The following is an 18,879-nucleotide window of genomic DNA, read 5'->3' as shown; positions in this document are numbered from 1 at the left end:
AAATGAATATTCCTTCAGATTTACATTATACCAAAGATCACGAGTGGGTAAAGATAGATGGAGATGTTGCTACAGTAGGAGTAACTGATTTTGCTCAAGGTGAATTAGGTGATATCGTTTATGTTGAAATTGAAACCGAGGGAGAATCTCTGAATACGGGAGATGTTTTCGGTACGGTCGAGGCAGTTAAAACAGTCTCAGATCTATTTATGCCGGTCTCGGGTGAAGTGATTGAGGTAAACGAAGCGCTTGAGTCTAATCCGGAAGTGGTAAATTCAGATCCATATGGAGATGGGTGGATGATAAAGATCAAAATTTCTGACAAAGGAGATCACCTGATTTCTGCCGAAGATTATAAGGCAGAAGTAGGAGGTTAGGAAATATTGGAATGTTTTTTGCTTGATTTGATGAAATACCATCGTCCTTTTGGTATATAAAAATTGAAGGGCATATATTTGATGTTCAACTTCACAAAAGAAGGAATATGGAACCGAAAAAAAATCCAAAAATTGACCTTTCCAGACAGTCAGGCTTGTTCCTGAATATTGGAATGGCAGCTAGTTTATTTTTAATAATTGTCGCTTTCGAGTGGAGGACATACGATGATACCGGTCTTATGGACTTAGGTAATGTTGACGATGATTTTGAAGACATTATCGATATTCCACCAACCGAGCAACCACCTCCCCCACCTCCAAAAGTTCAAGTACCAGAGATCATTGAGGTTCCTGATGAAGAGGAAATCGAGGAAGAGATCGAAGTTGAATTGGACGTTGAGGTAACTGAGGAGACGGTTGTAGAAGAAATTGTATTCGAAGAAGCTCCAGAGGATGAAAACGTAGATGAGATTTTCACAATTGTTGAAGAGTCTGCATCATTCCCTGGTGGTATTACCGCCTTCTACGAGTATCTACAGAAGGAGCTTAAGTATCCAAGACAAGCACAGCGAATGGGCATTGAAGGCCGAGTATTCGTTCAGTTTGTTGTGGAACGAGATGGAAGATTAACTGACATTCACGTGGTAAAAGGAATTGGAGCTGGATGCGATGAAGAAGCAGTGAGAGTACTTAAGAACTCTCCGAAATGGAAGCCAGGTAAACAACGAGGTAAGCCAGTTCGTCAAAAGATGATTCAGAATATTCTATTCAAGTTTGCAAACTAAGATAGAATTAGGATATAAAATGAAAGCCTCTTGTTAACAAGAGGCTTTTTTTATGGTCAAGACTTTTTTCATCAAAGTGAAAAGATTACCACGTTTCAGCTTCTATTTCTTTTTTCCTTAATTCATACTTCGCTTTGAAGGCTGCAAAATCTTCATCACCTAATAAATCGATAAGTTTTTCTAATGCCTGATCTGAATACTCAACTAAGTTCCAGTCCAAAGCTACCATTGCATATTTTTTTAATAATGCACTGCTGAAAGGATTGATTTCAGTAGCATCAACTAATAGTTCATAGCCACCAGAAGCTTCTCTCTTATCCAATTCATCAACTACGGCAATTACTTGATCTTCATGGAAAGCATTTTTTCTTCCCAGTTGCACCAGTTGCACCTCTGATAGAGTATCAAGAGTTGGAATGGCTGATTTCTCAAGCTCTGGAATCTTGTAATAATCTAATCGGTCCAGTAATGTATTTACTTCATTGGTGAGCTCAGGATTCTTTTTAAGTTGTGCTAACAGTAGGTTAGGTACTTCGCTTTCTCTTCCAAGTCTTCCAAGCGCTTCAATTTTCCCGTAAATGGCTTCTTTAAACTTTAATTCCAGTGCCCTGTCAAAATATTCAAGTGCTAGTTGATTGGCGTTTTGATGTAAGGCCAGTTTGCCCAAAGCGTCTAGGTATTCACCTTTATAAAACTGATGAGCGTTAGCTTGCAAATAATCAAGAACCAAAAAGGCATCATTCACATCGCCTTTGTTGTAATAATGAATTGCCAAGGCTTTCCTGAGTCTGGAGTTAGCCGTAGCATCGGTAGATTGTTCGATCTCTCTTTTTACAAATGACGCTAATGAATCATGGTCAAATAGGTAAAGTGAATTTAGGAGGTATGCTTGTCTGTGTAGCAGCCCTGCAGATGCAATTTGATCATACTGAAATGCTAATTCTTCGCTGGTATTTTGGATAGAAAGGATGTTACTCATCACACCAAGATTTCCTTTGGAATAATCATTTTGAATGCTTGTAGAATCAATGGCGTTTAGTTTATAAAGAACGTTCCATTTGTTGATCAATGGAGCATCATTCCAGTCATCAGCTTGAGTCGCATTGTCAAAATAGTTTAGTGCCTTTTCAATTTCATCTTTTTCAAGATGAATAACACCCAAATTATTCTCGATCTCACCACTTGAAATCTTTCTTAATGCTTCTTCATAGATCGCTTGTACTTTGTTTGGATTTATTTCAGAATCTAAGTTCCCATAGTTAATTAGTGCAAATGGCGATGGGAATCTCTGAGATGCATTGTAGAAATATGTTTTTGAAGGAAATTCAGCTCCTTTTTTCAATTCCTGCCAGCCAAGGGAGTAATTTGAATAATGTGTGTTATAACCTAAATAACTTGCCTGAAGCATGTATTCCTTTGACAGCAGAGAGTTTCCCTCCGTTTTTGCTTCTTGTGCGAGGTAAACATAATATCCGGATCTAAGCAAGTTGTATGGTTCCTGTCCAGCAAGAAAATAGAATGCTAAAACAGTAAAAATTCCTCCGAGTCGTGCGCTTGAGTATGGAAAATTCCTCTCCTTGTAAACAATTTTATGAATCTCGAATCCCTTAATCAGCGGGTCAATGAAATTGCCTACGATGTAGAAGAAGAACATTACCCCAAATCCGATGTGGAAGTACAGGATGAAATAATGAAAGGCCTGATAAACGGCATCATTGCCTCGAATCATTTGATGTGCGAGGAAAAGTAGGGTCACAATAGACAAACTGAATGTCAATAAAAAAAGGATGTCACCATTCAAGTGCTTGCTTATAAGACTTGACTTGTATTTAATGCTCCACAATGAAATCAGACATGAGATTGTAAGAAGAATAAATGGATCAAAGAAAAAGAAACTGTTATCATACAGTCCGGATTTGTTAAGATAGTAAAGGATCAAGTTGCCTAGATAAATGAGCGAAAGCATCAGGAAATGAATGTGGTTACTCCTACCACCTTTACCTGATGAGACCACATAGAGGATTGAAAAAATGATCTCTTCAGAGATGATAAATAGGAAGATTAATCCGCAAATGGTAAATCCAAATAGAGAATGAGCAATGACATGATCTGAGAAGAGGGCCATTTGCTCAACACCTAAAAGCATCAATCCACTTACAGCTGCAAATACAATGATCCTCCAAAAAAGAGGTACTGACTTTTTGTATTCGTGAAAGATGATCATAGGAGCCAGGAAAGCAACGAATGGAATAAGGACAACCATTTTGGACTGGATACCGAAAAGCCCAATTTCAAATAGGTTAAGTCTATTAAGAAATAAAGCAAACAATGCAGCAACTACAAAAAACGCATATCTTTTCAAGTATGTACTGGCTGCCAGAGTTATGCAAAGCCCTAACCACATCAGTCCTAAAAATGCCTGGTCAACGTTTAAATTTCTTTTGATCTCACTTCCGGAATAATTTTCACTTAACAGGTATTTCTCTCCGGATATTTCATGAGTGATTAGATCGGATTCAAATGACCAGGCAGGAAACTCAATCACCTCACCAGTGGTAGTTACTTCCCAGTTAATACTCGTGCTATAACCTGCTTGGTAAGACCATAGCATGGTTAGTAAACAGGAAATGAATAAACCTGTTAAGATTTTTCTCATCGAATTACTCAAGATTATTTAATCACTTTAGGAACTCTAAAATAGGTTGAATCGTGTTTTGGAGCATTTTTGAATACACGAGCATTTGAAAGATGCTCTTGTATTTTATCCTCCCGTAGTTGGTCCTTCTCAAAAGACATACCTGTAAGTGGCTCAACCCCCTCTGTATCTACTTCTTTTAATTTATCAACCCAGTCAACCATTTTCTGTAGGTCATTAACCATTTGATCTTGTTTACTTTCATCAACATTCAAACGTGCCAGATGAGCAGTCTTATATAAGATTTCTTTTGTGATCTTCATGTATGGGTAAAATTAGTGCATGGCTGATGACTTGTCTAGCTCTGATTGAATGACACGAAAAACTTCCTCTCGGAGTTGCTTTGCATGAGCATCCTCAGTGCCATTTGGCCAAATGGGTTTATGATATACAATCCGACACTTTCTTCGATGGATATTAAACATATCATCGTCGGGGAGAATCAGGTAATTATCAGGAAGTGTTACCGGAACAATGGGAATATTGTTTTCCACTGCCAGCTTAAATGCTCCATCTTTAAAGTCTACCATTTTTGGATATTCTTTAAGACGTATTCCTCCCTCTGGGAAAAAACCAAGATTGAATCCTTTATCAACAGCTTCACGAGCTTTAATTAAACTTTTTGCCCTGCTACGGTAACTTGATCTGTTGACAGTAATATGCAAGGTCCGATACATATATCCGAACATTGGTATTCTGGTCAAAGAACTTTTACCCACAAATTTGAATGGTAATGGAAAGAGGCCAAGTATTGGGATGTCCAAATATGAGAAATGATTAGCGCAAAGAATATATTGTTGAGACTTATCAATTTTAAATTGAAACTCCTGTTCCACAGGTATAAAAGCCATTTTCAGGAAACATCGTGCCCATATGTAATTGATCTTCAGTGCCACCTTGTGAAGAGAGCGAATCGGGACCATCAATAGTAATGGTATGATTAAAAGAGCAAAGAAGAAGACCATAGAAAAAATGGCCCATAATGAATACAAACGCCTTAGAAACATACTGCCGGTTAGGTGCACAAATGAGCCACTAAATTAGCCCCAAAATCCAGTCAGTAGAAAAAAAATGATGACTGTGTAATTTTTTGATACTTTCGTGCACTAATGATCATAAAACCGAAATCACTGTGAGTCTATTAAAAGTAGAAAACGTAAGTAAAACCTATAGCGCGCATCAGGCATTGTCCAACGTTAGCATGGAAATTCCAGAGAAAACAATTTTTGGGTTACTTGGACCCAATGGCGCTGGAAAAACCACACTAATACGAATTATCAATCAGATTATTGAAGCAGATCAAGGCTCCATTTTATTTGATGGCTCCCCTCTTAATCTTGAGCATATTCGAAACATCGGATATCTACCAGAGGAGCGAGGGCTATACAAAAAAATGAAGGTTGGCGAACAACTGGTTTATCTGGGTCAGTTAAGAGGGCTTTCAATGAAGGAATCTTCAAAACGAGCGAAAGCTTGGTGTCAAAAACTAAATATCATTGATTGGTGGGGTAAGAAAGTAGAAGATCTTTCTAAGGGAATGGCGCAGAAAATACAATTTGTTGCCACTGTCATGCATGAGCCTCAGTTAATCATTTTGGATGAGCCATTTTCTGGATTTGATCCTGTCAATGCAAACCTTATCAAGGATGAGATACTTGAGCTACGAGAAAAGGGGGCAACCATCATTTTCTCCACTCACAGAATGGAGTCAGTGGAGCAGCTTTGTGATCATGTTGCCATGATCAACAAGTCTGAAAAAATTCTAGATGGGCCTAAAATTGAAATTAAGGAGCAATTCAGAGATGGGACGTACTATGTTGAATACAAGGAAGGAATGTTGAAAAATGGGGATGGCTTTGAAGTTGTGGATACAGAAGATATTGGAAGAGGTTTGAAACGTTCTCTTATCCAGTTTAAAGCGGATGGCAATCCCAATGAGTTATTAAAGTCATTGATTGGTCAGGTGGAGATTCACTCTTTTGTTGAGCGCATTCCAAGTATGAATGACATTTTCATCTCTTTAGTTAAAGAGAACCCAGACCTAGTTGAAGCCTAATCACCTATAAAAAATCAAGTAATGAATAAGATATTTTTAGTAATACAGCGTGAATTCATGAGCAGAGTAAAGAAGAAATCCTTCTTGCTCGCTACAATTCTAGTTCCGATATTATTCCCTGCTATTATTGGTGGAATGGTGTATTTAGCCATCCAAAATGAGAAGAATAAGGAGCTCGAAGTAGTACATGTTCTGGATGAGAGTTCTATTTTGAGTTTCGAGGATACGGAAAGTTACGATTATCGACTGGTTGAAGGACCTCTTGATTCCGCTAAAGCAAGATTTAGTAAGTCAGAGGACTTTGCCTTAATCTATATCCCAAAGTTTGATATCGATAAGCCTGAAGGAATAAAATTTTATGCACACACCTCTCCAGGCGTCAATTTGGTTGATGGATTTGAGAATAAGATTGAAGCGCAAATAAGAGATGTAAAGTTGACTAGGTCCGGTCTTAATGAAGAGCAGTTGGAGGAACTTAAAACTTACGTTCAAATTGAGTCTTTTAATCTCAGCGAAACTGGAGATGAGAAAAAGAGTGATTCGGGTGTGACCTTTGGAATAGGGTATGTAATGGGGTTCCTCATCTATATCTTCTTGTTTGCGTATGGTGCTCAGGTCATGCAAGGAGTTATCGAAGAAAAGAATAGTAAAATTGTTGAAGTCATCGTGTCTACGGTACGGCCATTTCATATGATGATTGGTAAGGTGGTCGGTGTAGCTTCGGTTGGCGTTTTTCAGTTCCTTATCTGGATGGTTTTGATTAGCGTTATCTCATTTACAGCAATGGCTGCATTCGGGTTAAGCATGGATCCGGTAGAGACCGCTCAAATGATGCAAGGCGTAGACAATGCAGACGCTCTTCAAAGCAACCAAAAGGTACAGGAGATGATGACAATTGTCAATGACATTCCCATCACTAAAATTGTGCTATTATTTGTGTTCTACTTCCTGGGCGGATATCTCCTATACGGAGCTTTATTCGCAGCGGTGGGATCTGCAGTTGATACTCCAGCGGATGCACAGCAGTTCATGATGCCTATCATGATGCCTATCATTGTCGCTTTGTTGGGATTAATGATGTTCGTTTTTCCTGATCCTCACGGAACGGTTAGTTTCTGGCTATCGATCATTCCACTTACTTCACCTATTGTAATGATGGGAAGAATTGGATTTGGTGTGCCTGCATGGGAAATTGCATTAAGTATGGTTCTATTGGTTGGAGGCTTTATTTTCACGCTCTGGTTAGCCGGAAGAATCTATCGAATTGGCATCTTAATGCATGGAGCTAAGGTGAATTATAAGGTGCTTGCCAAGTGGCTCATGCAAAAGAATTAAAATAGATCTCAGATTCCTCGTTATTTTTAATACTGATGAAAGCATTAATTTGTCAGTACAGAATAAAGGATATCTGAATTGAAGCAAAAATTTAAAGAAGCGACAAGCAACACATTAGCCCCACTACGACCACACTTAAAGTGGCTTGTAGTGGGGTTTGCTATTGCTATCAGTTTTGGATCAATTCTTTACACAAACAGCCTTGTTGAACAGATCAGAGATCGAGAGCAACGGCAAATAGAGATTTATGCCAGTTCATTGGAATTTTTAGCGAACGAAAGTGAAAATGTCAACTTTTTCCTGATTCTTGATGAAATAGTTGCGGCGAATCATTCCATTCCTGTGATCCTAACAGACGAAAATGAAAACCCAGAAGATTATCGAAATTTAAGTAAAGCCGATAAAATCCCAGAAGATGATGACAGAATGGGGTTTTTAAAAAAAGAGGTGGAAGAAATGAAAGCAGCGCATCCACCGATTGAGGTTACTTTGAAAGATGATCAGGATCGCATTTATGGATACAAATACATCTTTTATAAAAACTCATTCCTTCTAAATCAACTACGATACTACCCTTACATACAGCTTTCTATTATTGGATTGTTTGGGATAGTAATCTTCATGATCTTGAATTACATCAAAAGAGTAGAACAGGATCGTGTGTGGGTTGGTTTGGCAAAAGAGACTGCACATCAATTAGGAACACCTCTTTCTTCTATGATGGCTTGGTCAGAATATTTCAAAGACCTGTATCCGGATCAAATTGATGCACTTTTGGAATTTGATAAAGATGTAGATCGGCTAAAGGTTATAACCGATCGTTTTTCAAGTATTGGTAGTGAACCTCAGCTTTCAATGCTAAACCTGGCCGATATTATCGATGAGATTGTCATCTACTTACAGAAGAGACTTTCTACCAAAATTATGATTACTGTCAGCGCCTTTCCAAGTCGGGACATTGAGGCGAAGCTTAATCAATCGTTGTTTGCTTGGGTGATAGAAAATCTGTGTAAGAATGCCGCTGATGCAATGGAAGGAAAAGGGGCTATTCATATCAGCATTTTGAGAGCAAATGAGGGACGGGTGGCCGTAGATGTTCAGGATACAGGTAAAGGAATTCCTAAAACAAAAATCAAGAATGTTTTTCGACCAGGGTTTACCACTAAAAAGCGTGGCTGGGGGCTTGGATTAACGCTTGCACAGCGAATAATTGAGCATTATCATAAGGGAAAAATTTTTGTAAAACACTCAGAGATCAATAAAGGCACAACTTTTAGAATTTACCTGAATGGATGAAGGTAGAAATCCCTTTTTCCTTATTGTTTTTTCCCTTAATTTCGCACCAAATTTCAAACAACCCCATTAATATAACCACAAGAAATAATGGCAAATACAGGTAAAGTAACCCAGGTTATTGGTCCGGTAGTAGACGTAAGCTTTAGCGCTGAGGGATCAAAACTTCCAAGAATTATGGACGCACTAAAAGTGACTCGTCCGGACGGAACAGAGGTGATTTTGGAAGTGCAGCAGCACTTGGGTGAGGAAGCAGTGAGAACCATTGCGATGGAAGGAACTGACGGTCTTCAACGAGGAACTGAGGTAATCGACCTTGGTGCACCAATCAAAATGCCTACAGGAGAAGCGATCAGAGGTCGACTATTCAATGTAGTAGGTGAGGCAATTGATGGAATGGAGCAAGTGGACAACAGCAATGGTCTACCGATTCACAGACATGCACCTGCTTTCGAAGATCTTTCTACCTCCACAGAAGTACTTTTTACAGGTATTAAAGTAATTGACTTGATTGAGCCTTATGCAAAAGGAGGTAAAATTGGTCTATTCGGTGGTGCGGGTGTTGGTAAAACCGTATTGATCCAGGAGTTGATTAACAACATTGCAAAAGGACACGGTGGTTTGTCTGTTTTTGCAGGAGTAGGAGAAAGAACAAGGGAAGGAAATGACCTTCTTCGAGAGATGATCGAAGCTGGAATCGTTGATTACGGCGAAGAATTCAAAAAATCAATGGAAGCAGGAGGATGGGACCTGTCTAAAGTAGATAAAGAAAAACTTAAAGGCTCTAAGGCAACATTTGTATTCGGTCAGATGAACGAACCTCCTGGTGCAAGAGCGAGAGTAGCACTTTCAGGATTGACAGTTGCTGAGCACTACAGAGATGGTGATGGTGAAGGAAAAGGTAAAGACATTCTTTTCTTCGTAGATAACATTTTCCGATTTACTCAGGCTGGATCAGAGGTATCTGCACTTCTAGGTCGTATGCCTTCTGCAGTAGGTTACCAGCCAACGCTAGCTACGGAGATGGGTCTGATGCAGGAAAGAATTACATCAACAAAGAGAGGTTCAATTACTTCCGTACAGGCGGTTTACGTACCTGCGGATGACTTGACTGACCCTGCTCCAGCGACAACCTTCTCTCACTTGGATGCAACAACTGTACTTTCAAGAAAAATTGCTGAGTTAGGTATTTATCCAGCGGTGGATCCATTGGATTCAACTTCAAGAATCTTGAGTGCAGATATCCTTGGCGATGAGCACTATGATTGTGCACAGCGAGTAAAAGAGATTCTTCAGAGATACAAAGAACTTCAGGATATCATTGCCATTCTTGGAATGGATGAACTTTCTGATGAAGATAAGGAAGTGGTACACAGAGCAAGAAGGGTACAGAGATTCTTATCTCAGCCTTTCCACGTAGCAGAGCAGTTTACCGGACTTCAAGGAGTACTTGTAGATATCAAGGATACCATCAAAGGGTTTAATATGATTATGGATGGTGAGCTTGATCACCTACCAGAAGCAGCATTTAACCTTGTGGGTACGATTGATCAAGCCATTGAGAAAGGTGAAAAACTAATGGCTGAAGCAAGCGCCTAGCCACTACGTGGCAGGAAATAATTGAGACGAATTGATTTCCACCAACAGTTCATCTCATGTATAAATTTTTATCCCCCTTAGGAGGGGGTTAGGGGGAGGAAATAAATAAAATTATGTTTCTAGAAATAGTAACACCAGACGAAAAAGTATTTGAAGGCGAAGTGGTAAGTGCTTCCTTTCCAGGCAGTGATGGGTCTTTTCAGATTTTGAATAACCATGCCGCAATGGTTTCAACACTAGGAAAAGGGGATATTCGCTATAAGCCTGAGAAGAAAGAAGAGATTCATTTGTTGGTAGAAGGTGGAGTTGTAGAAGTTATGAATAACAAAGTGAATGTATTGGTAGAAAAAATATTTAGCGAGTAAGCTGAAATAACTAAATCTTATTAAAAGCCATTCTGACGATTTTGTCAGGATGGCTTTTTTGTTTAACAACCTTTAAACCTTCGAAAAAGAATAATCTACTTGGATGATCTAGATTGATCTTAAGATATCAGTAGTTTTTTAACTTCAGACAACCATTCTATCAAAAACCGCATTCTACAAACAAATGCTTCTTTTGAATACCAAAGACCTAATAGATAAATGTAAATCTGGAGACCGTAAGGCACAACAGATTCTTTATCAGCGATTAAATACTCCTATGATGGGGGTGTGTATTCGGTATATGAAAAGTATTGAAGATGCAGAAGATGTGCTATTGGAGGCCTTTTACAAAGTATTTAAAAATCTAAAAGGATTTAAGTATGAAAATGAACATGCATTTTATGGTTGGGTAAAGCGGATTATGATCAATGAAGCATTAATGAAGCTTCGTAAGGACAAGGATATCCAATTACTTGCCATTAACGAAGACCTGGATAAGGAGATTGACGTATCACCCCTTGGCTCATTAGAAGCATCGGATTTGCTGAAAGTGATTAGAAGCATACCGGTGGGTTATCGAACAGTTTTTAATCTGTACGAAGTAGAAGGCTTCAATCACCAGGAGATTGGAGACAAATTGGGAATCTCAGTTGGCACTTCGAAATCTCAGCTATTTAAGGCAAAGAAACTCTTGCGAGAAATGTTGGACAATAAAGATCAAGGATATGGCTCTTAATCAAATTACTGAGAAACTAGACATGCTTACTAAGCAAGAACTTGGGTTTGACTTTGATGAGGATAAAATCTGGTCTCAATTAAGTGTACGGTTAGAGCAAAAGAATAGACCAGCATATTGGTGGCTAGTTGCAGCCTCTCTACTTCTTTTGACTTTGTTGCCAGTGAAAATATTAAACGAAACCAGTCAAGCATACATAGGGAATACTGAGGAAGGAGTTGCAGTATTAGGGTCTACCGTTGAAACAGAACATCAGGATTATGTCGAACAAGTGATTGATGGTAGTGATCATATTGTTCCAATTATCACTCCTCAACTAAGAAAACATACCAATCTGCAGATAGCAGAAATTAAAATTCCTGATCTCATTGAAAAGCCCATGAAATTCAAAGAGGAACGAAAAGATCTAGTAGTATTTAACCAAAAAGATATTTCAATCATACAGGCGAGTCTGGAATCGCCAACAATTGAAAATGGAAGAAAAGTGACCATTAGAGCTCAATGGAAAAACTCTCCAAATGATGTACCAGTCAATTATCAAGCACTAAAAATTAAGCTCTATGAAAAGAATGAATAACCTAAAGTTTATCATAGCAATCTTGATACTACTTCCTGTATCTATCGTTTTTGCCCAGAAAAATGATGGAATAAAGTATCCTGACACATTGAAAATTGTGACGGATGAGAAAAGAGAGATGTTATTTGCTTTCGATAAAATGAGCAATGACGAGCAGTACTTAACCAATGAGTTGTGGCTTTCTATTTTAAATGTAATGGAATCTTCAGTGAAGGAATCACAGCACGATGAAGGGGTGGAGGTTAGATATATTCAGTATAAGGATGAAGAAATTGAGGAGGCAAGAATAACGGTGACGCCCCTTCTTTCGAAAGCTGATCTTTTCGTGATAGGAAAAGAAGGTATTCGACAACAATTATCGGACAGATTTGAATTTCAGATCATTTTACCCAAAGTTTCCATATCATTTTTTGTTGATGATCTTTCACAACTTGAGCACTTTAAGAATCAAAATCTGGAATCCCTTTGGAAGGAAATAGAATCGAACAAAGAAGAATTCATTTATAAAAGGTCCCTTTATCAAGCAGAAGGTCAGTCTAAATATGGAAACTTTAACATTGATAAAATTACTACTGATAATCCCGTTGATTTTATTGAACTGAGTGTCGGCGTTGGTCTGGGCTATTATGCCGATCGCTTTGTTCCGGATATCAGTTACGATGTTTCCTTTCGATTTACGAATCGTTTAGGAAAGCCGTCAACCAAATTCGGGTTACTTTATACACAGCATTATTTTGTTTCGAGAAATGAGGAAAAGGAGTTTGATGTTGATTTGAATGGGTTTCTATCAGGATATTTTGCAATCAATACGTCTACAGAAAAAGAATACGGAATTGGTTTTGGGTATCTGATCAACCAGAATGGAGATTTCTATAAAGGAGACACTTTTAAAATGACCATATACAATCGGAAATCTTCTAAAACGAATTTATCTCCTGAAATAATTTTCACCGATGGCTTCAAAAAAGCGTTTCCTGCACTCAGATTTGGGTTGACATTCTAATGAAATACCCCAATCTGGGGATTTCATGCATGAATTGAATCAACTATTTTTAGTGGATGAAACGATTCATCACAGACACCATCTTATGCTCCCTTTTCATTTTCGGAATAATGGGAGCATTTGCTTCGCTTACTTTTTTAAAAATCTTTGATGCATTCGACCCAATAGGTGAGATGTTTTCAGACTTTGAGCTGACAGACATAGTTTTTTCGCAATTACAAGATGACCCAATAGCAGATGAGCGAATTGTGATGGTCAATATCGGAACGCTGAACCGTGAAGGGATAGCCAGACAAATTGAAATTATAAATAAATACAACCCGGCAATCATCGGCCTTGATGTCATGCTAGATGCACCTAAAGAATGGCCAGAAGATAGTGCATTAACACGCGTACTTTCTGAGACTCCTAATATAGTCATTGGTGAAAAGTTGGTTGGGTTGGAAGAGGAGACTGGTCAATTTGCTATGACGATAAAGCCTGAGGATCACATTGTACAAGAAGCTAAGCTTGGCTATGTCAACCTCATAACGGATGCCAGAACACAGGAAGACTTAAAAATGTGCCGGGAGTTTACTCCAGACGAAGTAGTTGGAAATGACACCAGGTATGCATTCCCTGTGCGTCTTGCTTACGCGTATGATTCAGTGGCAACAGAAGAATTTCTTAAAAGAGATAATGATATCGAAGTAATTAACTACAAAGGAAATATAATGAGCTTCTCATCAGCTCAATACGGCATGAAATACTTTGCTTTGGATGTCTACGACATATTTGATGAGAATTTCGCACCTGATTTGTTTGAGGACAAAATTGTGATCATGTGCTTTATGGGACAATACCTTGGAGATACTGAAACAACTGAGGATTTCTATTTCACCCCGATGAATGAAAACTATGTAGGAAAGGCAAAAAACGACATGTTTGGAGGCGTGATTCACGCAAACATAATTTCTCAAATACTGGATGATGATCCAATCGATCAAATGTCTGATCGAACAGAAATTGTTTTAGGCATTCTATTTTGCCTATTCAATGTATTCCTTTTCAAGATTGTTTACGGAGCTATGCCCAGGTGGTATGATGGAATAACCAAGCTCTTTCAACTTTTTGAGGTGATGGTATTGGCTACTTTGATGATCTATTTGTTATTAGTCTTTAATTATAAGGCAGATTTCACGTTAGCAATGATCGTAATAGCTCTTTCTGGAGATTCACTGGAGGTCTATCATGGTGTCGTTAAAAATCTTTTCTCAAAAGAAAGAAGAAAGGAAGTGTTCAGAGTTAATCGTCGCTTCTGGGAGTATCAATAGCAGATATTGGCAGTTCGATTTCTCCAAGATCCATCATTGCGTTGATCAAACTTACTTTTTGATAATGTTTAATGTCCTCAACGCTAATTTTTGTTTCGATGATTTTTTTGTCACTTAGCAGTTGCTGTCTTCTGACGCCATTTAGCAAGTATGTGGACGGGGTATACCAGTTCGTTCCATCCCAAAACGCCACATTGAAGTAAGATCCATCCGTGATTTGATTGTAAATTGCAATCAAAATATCATCGGCACCACTTTGTGACACTAGTCTATTGATGTGATTACGGTCTTCATATTTAAAAGCATAATCAAAAGGATTTGAAGGCATCACTTCCAATTTTTCGATTTTTCTTGGGTGATAGACAGCATATTCAATGTCATACTCAGCATCTTCTGAATCAAGATCGTAAACCATTCGAACCTTGTAGATTCCCTCTAATTGAATATTAGGAAGTACATTTTTCAAATTGTGAGCTAAATCCATAGAAGCATGCACCTTGAAAACTTCATCAATTCTTTGCTGATGAAGATCAAGGTTGATGTACTGGCCATCTTTTAAAAGAATACTTTCTATGAATCTCATTTTTTCTCTCCTGGCAAAATTCTAACTTTATATTAAAATATTCCTAACACTAATGAGAAGATTCCTATTACTTATTTGCTTAGTATGCTTTAGCTGGATTACCTACTCTCAAAACTTTTTCAAAAAACTCAAGGAAGCAGTTGAAGATCAAGTGGAAGATTTGGATACAGAGTCATTAATCAATAAAGATGATCGAATGGCTGATTTTAGGAATCAGCAGCTGGTTAAGGATACATCCAATTACAACTACATTTTTTCCCAGGGAAGTCGTGCCTCTTTTTTTGCCAACCGTGATAGCAAAGAGAGTCTCCTTTTAACCATAGCAAAAAATTATGAAGATGAAGAGGAAGGGATTGAAGCGGTTGATTTAGAAATTTATGAGCAAGCTTTTGATTTGAATAGAAGCGGTGAGATGTCTATTTATATCAATCCATGGGCTGCTAATCTCAATTTTATTGAATCTCTGGGCCTATTGACGAACGAACTGTCTTACTCTGAAGCGCTTTTAGATTCAGCCTTTGAAATTGCAGACTTGGTTGATATTGATACGCTAAATGTTCCAGAGAAATATGCTTTAGGAAAGACAATTGCAAACATTTCAATTGTCATTCATGCTGAGGGCAAGTACAATCTATCAGAGGATTTCATCACTCAAACGACCAAATATTTCAAGGAACATATCGGAGAAAACAGTATTGCTTTAGCATCTCTAAATAATAACCATGCAGTGATCGCTCAGTCCCAAGGGAGGTTTACTGAAGCAGAGAATTATTTCAATGAGGCAGAAGAGATTATCCGCAGTAATGACCGTGTGGGCTCTCTTTCACATGCGATTATTTCTAGTAACAAAGCTTTGTTATATAATGAGATAGGTCAATATGATGAAGCAAAATCAGCCATTCAGAGCGCTATTGATATGGCCTCTGGTGAATTGAGGGAAAAAGGCAGAGATAATGTTAGTTTTCAAATCAATCAAGGGTTAATCTTTTATAGTGCTGGGGATTACGAGAAGGCAGAGCAGATTTTCAGGGATATCATAATCCTAAAAGAAAAACGATTTGCGAAAAATCAGACGGATGTTGGGAATGTGAAAAATGCTTTAGCAGCCACATTGATGGAATCCGGGAAGCCGGCAGAGGTTCAAGAACTATTGAATGATGCGTTAAATATCTTCGAACGTAAGTACTCGACAAGTCATCCTGCTTATATCAAAACAAAGCACAATTTGGGCAGATACCACCTCGCATCTGGCAATTTTGTGAATGCATCTACGACATTAACCGAGGTGAATGAAACGTATCGTTCATTTTTCGGTGAGCAGCACCCTGACTTTCTTAGTTCTTTAGAAGATTTGGCGGTAGTTGCATGGAAGCTTAATGATTATCCACTAGCAAAATCGCGTTTTCAGCAAGTGATCGATACAAACCTAGAGCTTGTTGAAAAGTATTTTGGAGCAATGAGTGAATATGAGAAGGGACAGTATTGGGCGAAAGTCAGACCTTCTATCTTGAAATTTTATGCTTATGCAGTTGATCAGGGTTCATCCGATCCCTCGTTGCTAACTGATATGTATAATCTTCATTTGAAGACTAAAGGCATATTATTAAGCGCTTCCTCCAAGGTTAGGGAACAGATCCTTACAAGTGATAATGATGAGCTTAAGAAAATATATCAGGAATGGGTAGAAGCTAAGGAAAATTTACTGCTTTACTATTCATTTTCTAAGTCGCAGCTACAAGAGCAGAAAATTGACCTTGCAAGTATTGAGAGCAAAGCAAATCAGTTGGAGAAGGAGTTGAATAAGCTATCCAGTGCTTTTGCAAATTCTAACAAATTACCGTCAACAACTCTTGCTGACGTTAAAAGCAAATTAGGTCCAAAGGATGCAGCTGTTGAAATTATTGGGTATCCTGTTTTCGAAAACACATTTACGGATCAGAAGAAATATGCTTTCCTTATTGCCGATTTGAATGCTAATCATCCGAAGTTGGTAGTCATTGACAATGCTCAGGAATTAGATACCAAGTATGCTAAGGCCTATCTCAATATGATCAAGGTAAAAGCAAAGGATCGTATTACTTATGATAAGTTTTGGCAACCGGTAGATGAGTTGTTAACTGGCAAAGAGAATGTTCATTTGTCACTTGATGGTATCTATTTTCAGGTAAATATTGGAGCGCTGCAGCGGCCAGATGGATCTTATGTGTCTGATGCTTTCGACCTTCATCTGTATACGAGTACTCGAGATTTAGTCAAGTCTAAAACAGAAGGTTTTGCTTCCAAAAAAGCCAACTTTTTTGGCTACCCAGATTTTGGAGCAAAAGGTTTATTAGCGGCACTTCCTGGCACCAAAGCTGAGATTGAAGCTGCAAGTCAAATCACCCGAAGTAAAGGATTTGCTACCGATATTTATATGCAGAATCAGGCGACTGAAGAAAAGTTTAAAGAGATCAAATCACCATCACTATTACATGTTGCCACTCATGGTTTTTTCCTTCCTGAAAGTCAGGCTTCTGGAGAAAAAGTATTTGGAGTAGAGGTAAGTGAAGCGAAGGACAATCCGTTGCTTCGCTCCGGCTTGATGCTTGCAAACGCAGAGCAAACCATGAATGAAGCAACCCAGGGAAATGAAGTAAATACTACCAATAATGGAGTACTAACTGCCTATGAGGTGATTACGCTAGATCTCAAAAACACAGATTTAGTGGTACTTAGTGCGTGCGAAACAGGATTGGGTGAGATCAAATCAGGTGAAGGAGTCTATGGATTGCAAAGAGCCTTTCAGGTAGCTGGTGCTGAGTCTGTGATCATGAGTTTGTGGAAAGTTAGCGATGAGGCTACTATGCAACTAATGACCAACTTCTACAAGGAATGGATGGGAGGTAAGCCCAAAGAAGAGGCTTTCTTTTCTGCACAAAAGACGCTTAGAGAGTCATTCCCAGAACCATATTATTGGGGTGCGTTTGTGATGTTGAATTAGCATCACAGGTAATCTTAAAATGTTTTTGAATTCAGTGTACTGACACCCCTATGATCCCCTCAAGGGGATATTAAGCCACTTGTACTTCCAAATCTTTTGCACTCCCCATCTCTTTCAGATGTCTTAAGTGACTGGTAATTGCCGCACCAAAAGATGGAAATGCATAATATGGAAGCCCAAACTCTTTGACCGTTTGCTGCACTAATTTAGAAACAGCAGGATAGTGCACGTGGCAGATATCAGGGAATAGGTGATGCTCTATTTGAAAATTTAAACCTCCCAAAAACCAGGATAGCACTTTATCATCCATACCATAATTGCAGGTGGTTTTTAGCTGATGTACTACCCAGCTATGTTTTACATGTTCTGTTTCTTCAAGGAAGAATTCAGCCGGCTCAACTACATGAGCTGTTTGAAAGATAAAAGCCAGCATAATACCTGAAATACAATGAGAGGCGAAGATCATCAAAATCGTGATCCATGCAGGAATCGGAATTAAGATAACAGGAAGCACAAGGAAAACTACCCAGTAGAAGACTTTCCTTAAGATCACTTTGGTAAGCTCCATTGGAAAATCTTTTTTCTTGATTAATCCCATATTCCGATAATCGAAAACTTTAATGAAGTCTTTTGTTGTGATCCACTCTAAAAGAGGCACACAGTAAAAAAAGGGTGCATAGATGTGTTGGTATCTATGAAACCACTTATGTGGTTGATTGGTAGAATATCTAAAGACAAATCGCGGAAGAATATCCTCATCCGTTTCTTCAATATTAGTATAGGTATGATGTAGTACGTTATGCTGAATGTGCCAGATTAATTTATCCGCACCTACAATTGTGGCTGAAAATGTCATCAAATTATTCAATGACTTATTCTTAAAGTATGAGCCATGAATGGAATCGTGCATGATAGTGGTGCCGATAAAAGCTTTCCCAATTCCCAGTAACATCCACAGACCCATTAGAATCCAAAGATTAGTGATCCCTGATAAAATCAAAATGAAATAAGGGACGAGATACATGGATAACACAGTGATGGTCTTTATGATCATCTTGTTATTTGCATCCCTTTGGATTTTATTATCCTGAAAATATGCGTTTACCCTCGTGCGAAGTGCCGCAGCAAATTCTCTGTCTAGCTTATTCTCAAATTTGTACCTAATCATGATTTACTTTGATT

Annotated in this window: 17 protein-coding genes; 12 read left to right on the top strand and 5 right to left on the bottom strand. The window is 38.4% G+C overall.

Annotated features, from left to right (window positions below):
• Positions 1–2 precede the first annotated feature (2 nt).
• Both gcvH and ACOMC3_RS14870 read left to right on the top strand, forming a co-directional pair.
• Entirely contained in the window at positions 3–377 is a 375-nt protein-coding gene (gcvH, locus tag ACOMC3_RS14875; RefSeq protein WP_420316674.1) for a glycine cleavage system protein GcvH, read from the top strand.
• 107 nt (positions 378–484) lie between these two features.
• Positions 485–1,162: an energy transducer TonB gene (locus ACOMC3_RS14870; protein WP_420316673.1), complete on the top strand. Its 678-nt coding sequence runs from the start codon at positions 485–487 to the stop codon at positions 1,160–1,162.
• An 85-nt stretch (positions 1,163–1,247) separates the two neighbouring features.
• On the opposite strand, the gene ACOMC3_RS14865 is transcribed toward ACOMC3_RS14870, so the two are convergent.
• Genes ACOMC3_RS14865 through ACOMC3_RS14855 form a run of 3 tightly spaced genes read right to left on the bottom strand, consistent with a single transcriptional unit; the run spans position 1,248 to position 4,708 of the window.
• Entirely contained in the window at positions 1,248–3,818 is a 2,571-nt protein-coding gene (locus tag ACOMC3_RS14865) for a hypothetical protein (RefSeq protein ID WP_420316672.1), read from the bottom strand.
• Between the two features lie 14 nt (positions 3,819–3,832).
• On the bottom strand, positions 3,833–4,120 hold the full coding sequence (gene gatC, locus ACOMC3_RS14860; RefSeq protein WP_420316671.1) for an Asp-tRNA(Asn)/Glu-tRNA(Gln) amidotransferase subunit GatC: 288 nt from the start codon (positions 4,118–4,120) through the stop codon (positions 3,833–3,835).
• A 12-nt stretch (positions 4,121–4,132) separates the two neighbouring features.
• Positions 4,133–4,708 carry a lysophospholipid acyltransferase family protein gene (locus ACOMC3_RS14855; RefSeq protein ID WP_420316670.1) on the bottom strand — a complete coding sequence of 192 codons (576 nt, stop codon included), beginning with the start codon at positions 4,706–4,708 and terminating at the stop codon, positions 4,133–4,135.
• 281 nt (positions 4,709–4,989) lie between these two features.
• Here ACOMC3_RS14855 and ACOMC3_RS14850 point away from each other — a divergent pair, with 281 nt between their 5' ends.
• From ACOMC3_RS14850 to ACOMC3_RS14810, 9 genes are all read left to right on the top strand, one after another.
• Positions 4,990–5,913 (top strand): ABC transporter ATP-binding protein, encoded by a 924-nt coding sequence (locus ACOMC3_RS14850; protein ID WP_420316669.1) that lies wholly within the window; start codon positions 4,990–4,992, stop codon positions 5,911–5,913.
• Positions 5,914–5,934: 21 nt separating this feature from the next.
• On the top strand, positions 5,935–7,248 hold the full coding sequence (locus ACOMC3_RS14845) for an ABC transporter permease (RefSeq protein ID WP_420316668.1): 1,314 nt from the start codon (positions 5,935–5,937) through the stop codon (positions 7,246–7,248).
• A 78-nt stretch (positions 7,249–7,326) separates the two neighbouring features.
• Positions 7,327–8,544 (top strand): sensor histidine kinase, encoded by a 1,218-nt coding sequence (locus ACOMC3_RS14840; RefSeq protein WP_420316667.1) that lies wholly within the window; start codon positions 7,327–7,329, stop codon positions 8,542–8,544.
• A gap of 87 nt (positions 8,545–8,631) precedes the next feature.
• Positions 8,632–10,140 (top strand): F0F1 ATP synthase subunit beta, encoded by a 1,509-nt coding sequence (atpD, locus tag ACOMC3_RS14835; RefSeq protein ID WP_420316666.1) that lies wholly within the window; start codon positions 8,632–8,634, stop codon positions 10,138–10,140.
• A gap of 113 nt (positions 10,141–10,253) precedes the next feature.
• Positions 10,254–10,505, top strand: a complete 252-nt coding sequence (gene atpC / locus ACOMC3_RS14830) for an ATP synthase F1 subunit epsilon (protein WP_420316665.1) — start codon at positions 10,254–10,256, stop codon at positions 10,503–10,505.
• Between the two features lie 193 nt (positions 10,506–10,698).
• A complete protein-coding gene (locus ACOMC3_RS14825) occupies positions 10,699–11,241 on the top strand; it encodes an RNA polymerase sigma factor (RefSeq protein WP_420316664.1) in 543 nt (180 codons plus the stop codon).
• A complete protein-coding gene (locus ACOMC3_RS14820) occupies positions 11,231–11,818 on the top strand; it encodes a hypothetical protein (protein WP_420316663.1) in 588 nt (195 codons plus the stop codon). The genes ACOMC3_RS14825 and ACOMC3_RS14820 overlap by 11 nt, the downstream gene beginning before the upstream one ends.
• Positions 11,802–12,821, top strand: coding sequence for a hypothetical protein (locus tag ACOMC3_RS14815; RefSeq protein ID WP_420316662.1), 1,020 nt, complete (start codon positions 11,802–11,804; stop codon positions 12,819–12,821). The genes ACOMC3_RS14820 and ACOMC3_RS14815 overlap by 17 nt, the downstream gene beginning before the upstream one ends.
• A gap of 56 nt (positions 12,822–12,877) precedes the next feature.
• Positions 12,878–14,134 carry a CHASE2 domain-containing protein gene (locus tag ACOMC3_RS14810; protein WP_420316661.1) on the top strand — a complete coding sequence of 419 codons (1,257 nt, stop codon included), beginning with the start codon at positions 12,878–12,880 and terminating at the stop codon, positions 14,132–14,134.
• On the opposite strand, the gene ACOMC3_RS14805 is transcribed toward ACOMC3_RS14810, so the two are convergent.
• Positions 14,106–14,717 carry an aminotransferase class IV gene (locus tag ACOMC3_RS14805; RefSeq protein ID WP_420316660.1) on the bottom strand — a complete coding sequence of 204 codons (612 nt, stop codon included), beginning with the start codon at positions 14,715–14,717 and terminating at the stop codon, positions 14,106–14,108. The genes ACOMC3_RS14810 and ACOMC3_RS14805 overlap by 29 nt on opposite strands.
• 52 nt (positions 14,718–14,769) lie before the next feature.
• On the opposite strand from ACOMC3_RS14805, the gene ACOMC3_RS14800 reads away from it, so the two are divergent.
• Positions 14,770–17,697 carry a CHAT domain-containing protein gene (locus ACOMC3_RS14800; RefSeq protein ID WP_420316659.1) on the top strand — a complete coding sequence of 976 codons (2,928 nt, stop codon included), beginning with the start codon at positions 14,770–14,772 and terminating at the stop codon, positions 17,695–17,697.
• A 70-nt stretch (positions 17,698–17,767) separates the two neighbouring features.
• On the opposite strand, the gene ACOMC3_RS14795 is transcribed toward ACOMC3_RS14800, so the two are convergent.
• Positions 17,768–18,865: a fatty acid desaturase family protein gene (locus ACOMC3_RS14795; protein WP_420316658.1), complete on the bottom strand. Its 1,098-nt coding sequence runs from the start codon at positions 18,863–18,865 to the stop codon at positions 17,768–17,770.
• Positions 18,866–18,879: the final 14 nt, after the last annotated feature.

The sequence above is a fragment of the Ekhidna sp. genome, from assembly GCF_965212185.1.
Taxonomy (GTDB): domain Bacteria; phylum Bacteroidota; class Bacteroidia; order Cytophagales; family Cyclobacteriaceae; genus Ekhidna.
Note: the sequence above shows the minus strand (reverse complement) of the source record. Positions and strands in the feature narration are given on the sequence as shown.

Coding starts and splice junctions, on each gene's coding strand:
- ACOMC3_RS14865 (WP_420316672.1), bottom strand. CDS start 3,818: ATGAGAAAAATCTTAACAGGTTTATTCATTTCCTGTTTACTAACCATG.
- ACOMC3_RS14870 (WP_420316673.1), top strand. CDS start 485: ATGGAACCGAAAAAAAATCCAAAAATTGACCTTTCCAGACAGTCAGGC.
- gcvH (WP_420316674.1), top strand. CDS start 3: ATGAATATTCCTTCAGATTTACATTATACCAAAGATCACGAGTGGGTA.
- ACOMC3_RS14845 (WP_420316668.1), top strand. CDS start 5,935: ATGAATAAGATATTTTTAGTAATACAGCGTGAATTCATGAGCAGAGTA.
- ACOMC3_RS14815 (WP_420316662.1), top strand. CDS start 11,802: ATGAAAAGAATGAATAACCTAAAGTTTATCATAGCAATCTTGATACTA.
- ACOMC3_RS14855 (WP_420316670.1), bottom strand. CDS start 4,708: ATGGCTTTTATACCTGTGGAACAGGAGTTTCAATTTAAAATTGATAAG.
- atpD (WP_420316666.1), top strand. CDS start 8,632: ATGGCAAATACAGGTAAAGTAACCCAGGTTATTGGTCCGGTAGTAGAC.
- gatC (WP_420316671.1), bottom strand. CDS start 4,120: ATGAAGATCACAAAAGAAATCTTATATAAGACTGCTCATCTGGCACGT.
- atpC (WP_420316665.1), top strand. CDS start 10,254: ATGTTTCTAGAAATAGTAACACCAGACGAAAAAGTATTTGAAGGCGAA.
- ACOMC3_RS14800 (WP_420316659.1), top strand. CDS start 14,770: ATGAGAAGATTCCTATTACTTATTTGCTTAGTATGCTTTAGCTGGATT.
- ACOMC3_RS14805 (WP_420316660.1), bottom strand. CDS start 14,717: ATGAGATTCATAGAAAGTATTCTTTTAAAAGATGGCCAGTACATCAAC.
- ACOMC3_RS14795 (WP_420316658.1), bottom strand. CDS start 18,865: ATGATTAGGTACAAATTTGAGAATAAGCTAGACAGAGAATTTGCTGCG.
- ACOMC3_RS14810 (WP_420316661.1), top strand. CDS start 12,878: ATGAAACGATTCATCACAGACACCATCTTATGCTCCCTTTTCATTTTC.
- ACOMC3_RS14820 (WP_420316663.1), top strand. CDS start 11,231: ATGGCTCTTAATCAAATTACTGAGAAACTAGACATGCTTACTAAGCAA.